Annotated in this window: 9 protein-coding genes; 7 read left to right on the top strand and 2 right to left on the bottom strand. The window is 37.6% G+C overall.

All coding sequences use genetic code 11. From position 1 onward, the window contains the following. The first annotated feature begins 523 nt into the window (after positions 1–523). Complete coding sequence (locus MF646_RS15670; RefSeq protein ID WP_338035504.1) at positions 524–847, top strand: type II toxin-antitoxin system death-on-curing family toxin; 324 nt, start codon at positions 524–526, stop codon at positions 845–847. A gap of 439 nt (positions 848–1,286) precedes the next feature. On the opposite strand, the gene MF646_RS15665 is transcribed toward MF646_RS15670, so the two are convergent. Then, complete coding sequence (locus MF646_RS15665; protein ID WP_250097453.1) at positions 1,287–1,748, bottom strand: hypothetical protein; 462 nt, start codon at positions 1,746–1,748, stop codon at positions 1,287–1,289. A 117-nt stretch (positions 1,749–1,865) separates the two neighbouring features. On the opposite strand from MF646_RS15665, the gene MF646_RS15660 reads away from it, so the two are divergent. From MF646_RS15660 to MF646_RS15640, 5 genes are all read left to right on the top strand, one after another. Next, a complete protein-coding gene (locus MF646_RS15660; RefSeq protein WP_250097452.1) occupies positions 1,866–3,338 on the top strand; it encodes an alkaline phosphatase family protein in 1,473 nt (490 codons plus the stop codon). A gap of 298 nt (positions 3,339–3,636) precedes the next feature. Continuing rightward, entirely contained in the window at positions 3,637–4,995 is a 1,359-nt protein-coding gene (gene brnQ / locus MF646_RS15655; protein ID WP_250097451.1) for a branched-chain amino acid transport system II carrier protein, read from the top strand. A 144-nt stretch (positions 4,996–5,139) separates the two neighbouring features. After that, positions 5,140–6,741 carry an amidohydrolase gene (locus MF646_RS15650; RefSeq protein ID WP_250097450.1) on the top strand — a complete coding sequence of 534 codons (1,602 nt, stop codon included), beginning with the start codon at positions 5,140–5,142 and terminating at the stop codon, positions 6,739–6,741. 73 nt (positions 6,742–6,814) lie between these two features. After that, positions 6,815–7,258: an Lrp/AsnC family transcriptional regulator gene (locus tag MF646_RS15645; protein WP_250097449.1), complete on the top strand. Its 444-nt coding sequence runs from the start codon at positions 6,815–6,817 to the stop codon at positions 7,256–7,258. A gap of 217 nt (positions 7,259–7,475) precedes the next feature. Then, positions 7,476–8,081, top strand: coding sequence for a YitT family protein (locus MF646_RS15640; RefSeq protein ID WP_250097448.1), 606 nt, complete (start codon positions 7,476–7,478; stop codon positions 8,079–8,081). Positions 8,082–8,171: 90 nt separating this feature from the next. Here MF646_RS15640 and MF646_RS15635 read toward each other — a convergent pair whose 3' ends face one another. Beyond that, on the bottom strand, positions 8,172–8,780 hold the full coding sequence (locus MF646_RS15635) for a TetR/AcrR family transcriptional regulator (protein WP_250097447.1): 609 nt from the start codon (positions 8,778–8,780) through the stop codon (positions 8,172–8,174). 178 nt (positions 8,781–8,958) lie between these two features. Between MF646_RS15635 and kynU the strand changes: the two genes are divergently transcribed. Further along, entirely contained in the window at positions 8,959–10,233 is a 1,275-nt protein-coding gene (kynU, locus tag MF646_RS15630) for a kynureninase (protein ID WP_250097446.1), read from the top strand. The last annotated feature ends 6 nt before the right edge of the window (positions 10,234–10,239 follow it).

Raw genomic sequence — 10,239 nt, 5'->3', positions numbered from 1 at the left:
TGTGCATAAATAGTAGGGGGCGCTGAAGAGCTTTGGTTCGGAGGAGCAACATCTTCTTTCTTCGAGTAGGCCGATGGTTACTACGTGAGTAAACTTCTCGAAATACTCCATGTCCCCCTGTGAGACGAACCCTTTCTCTTCGTAACACGGCATGAGACACTTCAAAGAACGATTGCATGCTCGAAACACCCCCGTAGAAGAGAAAGGGTGAGCCAGGACGTTACCAGGCGGGCACGCTCCGCATGGAAATAGGAGAGACGGACATACGTTACATAATAGTAGTGCGCCCGGAGGAACAGCAGCTTCTATGAATAAGCCGATGGTTACAACGTGAGTTACTTCTCAGAACAACTCCAAGAGGAACCTTGCTTTTTTGATTTGTATTGAGTTATAACTGTTATAACAGTTATAGGATTGTAGTAGTTTGAATGATATAGAAGGAGGGAAAAAGAATGGCGGTGAAAAATATGGAACGCAAAGTAACGAAAATCGGAAATAGTTTAGCCCCAAGAAACATAAAGGTTTGAAATTGCCTGACCTTCTTAATTTCGCCATTAATCGACCAAAACAATCCTCTTTTGGTGAAGAGGCTTCCCCGACCATCTGCGGAAAAGCAGGAGCTTTGTTTGAATCATTAGCCAAAAATCTTACCTTTCATAACGCAAACAAACGAACGGCATTTTTGGCACTGGTTCAATTCCTTGTCTACAACGGTTTTCAGTTCAACATGAGTCAAAAGCAAGCCGAGGATTTTGTTGTGGATGTCGTGAATCAAAAATATGAATTTGACGAAGTGGTCGCGATTATTAAAGAATATAGTGTGAAAATCGAAATCGAGCCTTGCTAGGATTGGGTCCTATATCCAATACAAACAAATCGTATTTAGATAACCGTATGGTAATCGAAGGTTCAAGGTATTTTTGGGAAAATACCATTATAGTCTAGTGGTGATAGTGAAGAGGTCATACCACCCGTAGAAACAGAAAGTTGTCAGGCAGATTAAAGCATTCCAATGAGGAATGCTTTTTGTGTTAAAGAAGGAAGATGAATATTGTTGTTTGGTCCATTAACTATCATCAACGATTGAATCAAATTGTCGAGGGGGATTTCATATAATTAGAGCTATAAGTTTTCAGCGGGAAAATCGGCATAAATGAAGTTAGGATGTTCTAATGAATATACTATCTACTTAGAAAGTTAGAAATTGTAATAAGTACTTAATCGTAGTAACGGTGTTCTCACAAGTAAATCCCCTACCTAAATTTAGCTAGGGGATTTGTCCTCTTCTAATAAGCATATTGACTATTTTGGTTTTGAGTTTCAAATCCCATTTGTCTTAAAAGTTGTTGAGCAGTGGACATACTTTGTTCAGTTTGTTGCTGCCAACTAATACTGTTTTGAATAAAAGGTTTAAATTCGTTTGGAGCGTTTTCTCTCATTACTTGTAACCATTTCATGACTTCTTGATCTTCTCTTAGTGCACTGTTTACACATGAAATCAACGTAGCAATAATTGAATCATGATATTCACCATTTTGTAATCGCTCGGCAGAACCTACTGCTGTTACTCGATGGTAAGAAGCAGGGACAAGATGCTCATGCATTTCGGGATTTCCTTTTAGGTTTTGAGTAGTTGGAATGTGAAATAATTGTGTAGTCATCGAACAAACCATTTTTTCTGCATATAAACTTTGGTCTAACACTTCTATAAGAGAAGCCCAGTCTTGACGATAATGATAATAATACATACATTCACCCACTTAATTAAGAAATTAAGATATCATATGTTATTTAGTGATAGTTGCTGCAATTGTTTTACATACTAAAGATAAATATTGGTTTCTATTTAATAAAAATGATAAGGGGTGATTTCAATTACTACTTCGGGTAAGCCAGTTATTATGGTCATGCTTGATACATTGATGGATAAACCATTACAGATGGCACTAAAAGAGGAAACCCTACCTGCTTTTACATACTTCATGGAACATGGGAAATATTATGCAAACGTCGTTGCCCCTTTCCCGACAATGTCAGTAAATGTGGAAAGTACATTGCTAACAGGACAGTATTCGGATCAACATCGAATCCCAGCTCTTACATGGTACAGCAAAAAGGAAAATAGAATTATCAATTATGGAACGCACGTTTTCGATCAAATAAAACTTGGACTTAGTAAATGCTTGAGGGATACTCTTTATCGATTAAATAATGAACATTTAAATACAAAAGTAAAAACCATTCACGAGGAATTATACGAACAAGGGAAAAAATCTGCTTCTATTAACCCGCTTGTAAATAGAGGAAACGTTCCTCACCAATTAACAATTCCTGGATTGATTCGTTATTTTGTTCCGATTAAGAAGCGAATTGATACAAGGTCTGCCACGAAATATACCTATGGATGTTTGTCTAGGCTGAATCCTAATGGGAAATACAGCGGCATTTGGCATAAGTATGGCTTTAATAATAAATTCGCGGCTCAAGAATTTACCCATTTAGTCAGTAATCAAGATGTTCCTGATTTTTCCCTTATCTATCTCCCTGATCATGATAAGAACGTTCATAAGCATGGGCCTATGGATACGAAGGGAATTAAGGATATGGATGAAAACTTGCAGACAATCTTAGACTCGTTTCCGACATGGGAAGAGGCTCTTGATCAACACATTTGGATTCTAATTGGGGATAATGGTCAATCTGGCATAAAAGATGATCGAAGACAAGCTTTTGTTGACCTAAAAGAATTATTACAGCCATTAAAGGTCACAAAATTGAGCAGAGGCGTGCGAAAAGAAGATCAAGTAGTTATAGCAAACAATTTGAGATCATGTTTTATCTATTCATTAGATATAGACAAGTTACCGCTAACAGAGATTGTTGAGAAATTGAAAAGAGACGAACGCCTCGATCTAATATCTTGGAAAGTAGAAGAATGGATTCATGTCGCTTCAGGTGGCAAAAGAGAAAGTTTCCAATTTAAAGAAGGCGGAAACGTAAAAGATGAATTCGATCAATTCTGGGAGGTTAGAGGGGAGTACTCTGTTCTAGACTTAACTCTAACAGAAAATCGCATTACTTTCGGTGATTATCCTGATGCTCTGAAAAGAATTCATAGTACGTTACACTCTCATGAAGGAGACTTTATAGTTATATCTGCCAAACCTGGATATGAGTTAAGAGGAGAAGTTACGCCTTCTCATGCGGGGGGAGCTAGTCATGGAGGGTTTCATAAAAACGATTCATCAGTTCCGATGCTAGTTGCTGGGACAGAAACGAAACCTGATTATTTTCGCATGGTCGATTTGAAAGAGTGGATTTTAAAGCTAACAAAGTAATACCTGTCATAAGTTCTATCTTACGACTATTAAGTAGAAAGGACTTCTTTCATTTAATTTATGGACTTCTAGAAGGGGAGAACTCTTTTTAGGAGTCTTTTTAACTGAGTCTAGTGGGAAAAGAAACTTCAGAAAATACATTGCTTTTCGATATTTTATTGTGATATATTATTCTACATGTCTTTCAAAAAATGAGATACATGCAGGTTAAGTTTTTTGATAAAAGCCAAAATTTCATAAAATGATTTTTTCGGTAACGGTCGTATTCAAAGCGGCGAAATAGTAGGAGGAAGAGAACGTGTCATCAAGAGTTTCATTCACAACTTTTATTGCGGTAGGATTTATGTTGTTTGCTTTATTTTTTGGAGCTGGGAATTTAATTTTTCCAGCGATGCTTGGTCAAATGGCTGGAGAGAATATTCTTGCAGCTAACATCGGTTTTATTGTAACAGGGGTTGGCTTGCCGATTTTGGCAATTATGGCTATGGCATTCTCAGGTAAAAGTGATTTGCAATCATTAGCCAGTCGTGTACACCCGGTGTACGCCATCGTTTTTACGGTTGCTTTGTATTTAGCAATCGGGCCACTTTTTGCGATACCGAGAACAAATACGGTTTCATTTGAAATGGGGATCAGACCATTTTTAAGTAATCCTGATAGCTTTTTGCCATTGTTTCTTTTTACGATTGTCTTCTTTGGGATATCGTTATTTTTCTCTTTGCAATCTAGTAAGCTAGTTGATATTATTGGGAAATTTCTAACACCATTATTATTGATTTTCATTGGGATCCTGATCGTAGCTTCCTTTATCAATCCAATCGGATCAGTTCAAGCACCGGTTGATTCATTTATGGAGAATAGCTTTTTCAAAGGGTTTCAAGAGGGCTACTTAACGATGGATGTGTTAGGTGCTTTTGTCTTTGGAATTGTGATTGTAAACATCATGAAGGACCGAGGGATTACGACGAAAAAGGACCTTATGGTTTCTACGTTGAAAGTCGCTGTTATTGCTGGGGCGCTACTTACTGTGATTTATTCTTCTCTTACATTTATAGGGGCAAGTAGTGTGAGCGAACTAGGTCATCTTGAGAATGGAGGCGCGATTTTAGCTAGTGTTTCACATTATTATTTTGGATCATTTGGTAAGGTCGTATTAGGCTTTATTGTGATTGCTGCTTGTTTAACGACGAGCATCGGATTAATCACAGCTTGTGCTTCGTATTTTACTAAGATTGTACCTGCGATGTCATATAAAAAATGGGCGATTGTGTTTACTGTATTTAGTGCGGTGATTTCAAATATTGGCTTGTCGACACTAATCAGTGTTTCTGTACCTGTTTTATACATGCTGTATCCATTAGCAATGTGTTTATTAGTACTTACTTTCTTGCATCCTCTTTTCAAAGGGAAGACAAAAGTTTATCAGATAAGTATTTTGTTCACATTTATTGTTAGTTTATTTGAAGGATTGAAGGCAGCCGGTCTGCAAATTGAGTTCGTTGATCATCTGTTTACCGCGTTCCTTCCTTTATATACAGTTGGATTAGGATGGCTTGTTCCAGCTATTGTTGGTGGTTTGATCGGTTTGTTTTTTAGTTCTGCTGAAAATGATAATAATAAGGATGACTATGTAACTGAAGAGAAAATGGTCAGCTGAATGGGGGAGCTATCTAATGCCTGAATAGGTGTTAGATAGCTTTTCTTGTAGGAATGCTTTGGAGCATGAAATAGTAATAAAAAAATTTGGAAACTTATAGTAAACTAAAGTCAAAACTTCTAGATTAATAGGAAGGAGCAAAGCATGAAAACTCTATTTTATAACGGCCTTATTTATACTTCTAACCCCGAGCAATTATACGCTGAAGCTATGGTTGTTGAAGATGGGATGATTACATATATTGGCGACGTTCGTAATGAATTTGGGCTGGAGCCATATGAAGAACAGATTGATTTGAAAGGGCGGAGGGTGTTACCAGGTATGATTGATGCACATATGCATCCTCTAATGTTAGCTGAAGTAGATGAGCAAATCTATTGTGGACCGCCTAATGTGTATTCCATTCAAGATATGAAAAGAAAAGTCCAAGAACAATTGACGAATCTAGCAAATGAAGATCGCACCAATTGGATAAGGGGCTGGGGGTATGACGAGGCTAAACTAGAGGAGAAAAGGACGCCGACCAGATGGGACCTAGATGATATTTCTCCAGATATCCCAATAATTCTGACAAGAACTTGTACCCATATTATCGTCGCTAATAGTATGGCGATGAAGTTAGCGGGAGTGACAGCAAATACCGTTTCGCCATATGGAGGTGAAATTGAGAAACGGGAGGATGGAGAGTTAACTGGAGTTTTTAAGGAGACAGCTAGAGACCTCATTTATCAAGTGATGCCAAGGAGATCCGAGCATGAAAAAGCAGCCTTGCTAGCAAAGTTAAGTCATAAATTATTGTCACAAGGAATTACTGCAACAACTGAGTTAATGGCAGATCCAATGAGAGATTACGACCTTTTTAAAAAGGCATTCGATCTAGGGTATCAACAAAGGACTGTGCTTTACTATTTGTGGGACCGGCTTAAAGAATGCCCGGAAAAACTTAGCGAAAGTGCTGAAGAACCTTACCCTTGCTTACAGGTAGGGGGAATCAAACTTTTTGGAGATGGGAGTGTTTCAGGAAAAACAGCATGGATGGCTTCTCCTTATGTAGATGAAGACGATAATTATGGATTGTCTACAACCTCTGTTAAAGAATTGCTTGATGCGGCTAGAACAGCAAAGAAATATCGTATCCAATTAGTCATTCACGCAATGGGGGAACGGGCAATTGAACAAATAGTAGATACCTTTTGGGATGTGGACCCTTGGATAAAGGATGCCCCTTCCATTCGCATTGAGCACGTAGCTTTTCCAACAAGAGAGACGTTACTTCGAGCTATTCATGCTGGAATCGGGTTTGTGACACAACCGCTATTTGTATTTGCAGAATATGATAGCTATATTGCTAATCTAGGAAAGAATAGAACAGATCGTTCTTATCCGTTTAAAACTATGTTGGAACTAGGAGCGGTGATGAGTTTTTCTTCAGATGCACCTGCAACGTCATGGCAGGATACTTCAAATCCATTTTTGGCAATAAAAGCAGCCGTTACAAGAACAGCCTATACTGGTGATAAGTTTAATGTAAAGGAGTGCCTTTCAATTGAAGAATGCATTGATTTATATACAAGAAAAGCACAAGCCATTACCCGTATTCCAAAAATAGGGCAATTAAAGAAAGGGTATGATGCAGACTTTATTATATTGGATAAGGATATTTTACATGAACGGTACGAGGATATTGATAAAATAAACGTAGTCGAAACGTACATTCGAGGGGAAAGGGTATATTCATATTCATAGGTGAGCTGAACCCAATAAGTTAGACAAAAAAATGGGGATCTAATGTTAAAGAAATAGAAAAGAAGGTGGATGAATGGATCATACAGATATTCAGCTCCTAACGATCTTACAAAAGGATGGTAGAAAAAGTTTTAGTGACTTATCAAAGGAGCTATCACTGAGTCGGCCAAGTGTGACGGAACGTTATAATCGACTGATCGAACGTGGGGTTATAGATAAAATAAGTGCAAAGGTGAATCCTTCTGCGATAGGCCGAGATGTCATTTTATTTATCCAAGTAAGTGAGGTCAATCTATCATTTGAAAAGTTTGAAAACCTAGTCATCGAACATCCTGATATTGTCGAGTGCCATTGTTTAACGGGTCAAGTAAACTATTTATTAAAAGCAGCTGTTAGTGATATGGCTCATTTAAGTAGCTTAATTGAGGAGTTTACTGGTTATGGAAAGATTAATTCATCGATTGTTATAAGGTCACCTATTAAAGATAAGATTGTACAACCTATTTTAAAACGGTAATAAGAACTGGTTATGTGGAATGAAACCACATAACCAGTTCTTTTTGCAATGAAGAAGGTGGCAAGATCATTCCTCTTTACATTGTGAAGGAAAAAGGAAAGAACTTCATAAAAAGTGTAAAGATAAACCATTGAAAGGGTTCGCTTTGTTATATGAAAGAAACCCGATTTTTTTTACACTATTTCTAAAGAGTAGATGGATTGAAAAGGAGGAAGCTATGAAGCATTTTATCTTTTTACTATTCGGTTGCTTGTTAACAGCCATTGGTGTCACGATATTAGGACAATTGCAAATCGTTACAGGTGGTACAGCAGGATTAGCGTTAAGTTCTTCCTATATATTTGGGTTGCCATTTTATTTGTTGTTCTTTCTCATTAACATCCCTTTTTATGTTTTTTCTGTACTAAGGATGGGATGGAACTTTACGTTATCCACCATTTTATCTGTATCCATGCTATCAACGATGACGTACTTTAGTTATTTGTTACCTGAGATGACACTTACACCTTTCTTTGGAGGGGTGCTAGGAAGTGTTTTGATTGGGTTTGGTTTGTCAACGTTGTTTTTAAACGGTTCTTCATTGGGAGGAGCAAATATCCTAGCATTATATTTGCAGAAAAAGTTCGATTGGGACCCAGGGAAAGTGAATTTCCTGTTTGACTTTGTTGTTGTGTTATCGGGTTTCTATTATTTAGGATTACTGAACGGAATGTATTCGGTTATGAGTATTGCCATTTACTCGATCATCATTAGTTACTTTAAAAATCAAATAAAAGAAAGAAATCATCAAAAGGGGAAACAGCTAGTGTTGAAAACGAGCTAACAAGAAAGGGAAGACAAAGAAGCAGGGGTGTCTCAAAAGGTCAAAAACAGACTTTTGAGGCACCCCCTTTGCTGTATTCTAACAGAACTGCTAAACAGATGTGTATAATCCTCGAGTATACAGAATCGTCATATGCAAAACGAGTTCATCAAGGTTAGGATTGTCACTCTCAATTAATTCCCACATAAACATTTCGTTCGTATAAAACCATGACTTGGCAACAATCGAAGGAACGAGTTCTTTGTTCGCTAAGGATTGTGATTGAGCAAAAGAGATGTCGGTTGTAATACTTGATATAAAACGGTCTCGAATGGTTTGCCATTTGTCTTGAACGATCTCAGAGACGCCAATTGCTTCTTTCATAATTTTCATTAACTCTTTGTTTTTTAAGGCTAATGATAAAAAAAGCTTTACTTGATTGGCAATGAGTTGCTCAGCTTCTAGTTGGGTTGAAGGTTTAAACGGAAGAGTGGCAACTTGATAGAATTCCTCCATTGTCTCCTGCATAATTTCAATGAGAAAGTCATCCTTATTTTTAAAATAGACGTAAGCGGTCCCGTATCCGGTTTCAGCTACTTTAATAATTTGTTGAATCGTTGATTTTTGAAAGCCTTGCTCGAAGAAAACTTCCTCAGCCGCTTTTAGCAATTTTCTCTTCGTTTCCATCGCTTGCTTTTGTCGTTTTGTCGTCAGTTTCATCACCTACTTATCTGATAAGCGAGACTTTAAGATTTAAAATATCACACTCTATCTTAAAAAGAAAGCATTCTTAGAAAAGAAGGAGTATTCGTTGACATTATGTCATTGACACAACGTCACTCGAAAAATATAATTTAATTATATAATTCAGACTTTTTAAAAGGGGTGAACGTCATCAATGGAAACGAACGTGAATACAGTGGATTATGCTAAAAAAAAGGATCAAGAAGATCACCTAGCCAAGTACAGAGACGAATTTTATATCGGGGATAAAATTTACTTAGATGGAAATTCTCTAGGTCTGCTCTCAAAGAGGGCTGAACATACGCTAATGAATGTGTTTAACGCGTGGAAAGAATTCGGAATTGATGGGTGGATGAAAGGAGATCATCCATGGTTTTATATGTCTGAGCAACTAGGAGAAAAGATGGCACCGTTAGTTGGAGCTTCTCCTAGTGAGGTTATTGTAACAGGTTCAACAACGATTAATATTCACCAACTTGTGGCAACTTTTTATAAACCTACAAAGACGCGTTACAAAATTTTGGCTGATGATGCTACTTTCCCTTCTGATATTTATGCACTGAAAAGTCAAATTCAAATGAAGGGATATGAACCAGCAGAAGCTCTTGTTCGGGTGAAGAGTAATGCGGGTTTATTAGATGAGAAAGATATCATTGACCAAATGTCTGATGACATTGCCCTTATTTTCCTGCCAAGTGTCTTGTACCGAAGTGGTCAAATCTTAAATATGGAAAAAGTAACGAAGGGAGCTCATAAACGCGGCATTTTAATTGGCTTTGATTTGTGTCACTCGATAGGAGCGATTCCTCACTCCTTGGATGCGTGGGACGTAGATTTTGCCGTTTGGTGCAATTATAAACATATCAACGGGGGACCGGGGGCGGTAGCTGGTTTATACGTGAACCAGAAGCACTTTGGACAAGAACCAGGGTTAGCGGGATGGTTTAGTTCTAGAAAAGATGTTCAATTTGATATGAGTCATGATTTGGAAGCGGATGTCAACGCTGGTGCCTATGAGATTGGTACACCGCACGTCCTAAGTATGGCACCATTGCTAGGTTCGTTAGAGCTTTTTAATGAAGTTGGTATCGAGAATATTCGAAAGAAATCGCTCGAGCTAACGGATTATTTTATTGAGTTAATCGATTTGAATTTAAAACAATATGATTTTTCCATTGCCAGTCCTCTTGAAAAAGACAAAAGAGGAGCACATATTTTGCTTGAGCACGTACATGCAGCAAGTATCTGTAAGGCATTAAAGAGTCACCAAATTATTCCTGATTTCAGGGCACCGAACTTTATAAGACTTGGTCCTGTTGCATTGTATAATTCATTCTATGACATTTGGAAAACGGTAGATACGTTGAAGAACATTATGAAAACAGAAGAATATAAAAAGTTCAATAATACGCGTGACATTATTGCGTAAAGAGGT

This window comes from Halalkalibacter alkaliphilus (assembly GCF_023555415.1).
Lineage (GTDB): Bacteria > Bacillota > Bacilli > Bacillales > Bacillaceae_D > Halalkalibacter > Halalkalibacter alkaliphilus.
The sequence above is the reverse complement of the archived record's forward strand: the minus strand, read 5'-3'. Positions and strand labels throughout refer to the sequence as shown.

Excerpts from the sequence above, each read along its gene's own strand:
- MF646_RS15665 (WP_250097453.1), bottom strand. The coding sequence starts at position 1,748 with ATGTATTATTATCATTATCGTCAAGACTGGGCTTCTCTTATAGAAGTG.
- MF646_RS15650 (WP_250097450.1), top strand. The coding sequence starts at position 5,140 with ATGAAAACTCTATTTTATAACGGCCTTATTTATACTTCTAACCCCGAG.
- MF646_RS15645 (WP_250097449.1), top strand. The coding sequence starts at position 6,815 with ATGGATCATACAGATATTCAGCTCCTAACGATCTTACAAAAGGATGGT.
- MF646_RS15640 (WP_250097448.1), top strand. The coding sequence starts at position 7,476 with ATGAAGCATTTTATCTTTTTACTATTCGGTTGCTTGTTAACAGCCATT.
- MF646_RS15635 (WP_250097447.1), bottom strand. The coding sequence starts at position 8,780 with ATGAAACTGACGACAAAACGACAAAAGCAAGCGATGGAAACGAAGAGA.
- kynU (WP_250097446.1), top strand. The coding sequence starts at position 8,959 with ATGGAAACGAACGTGAATACAGTGGATTATGCTAAAAAAAAGGATCAA.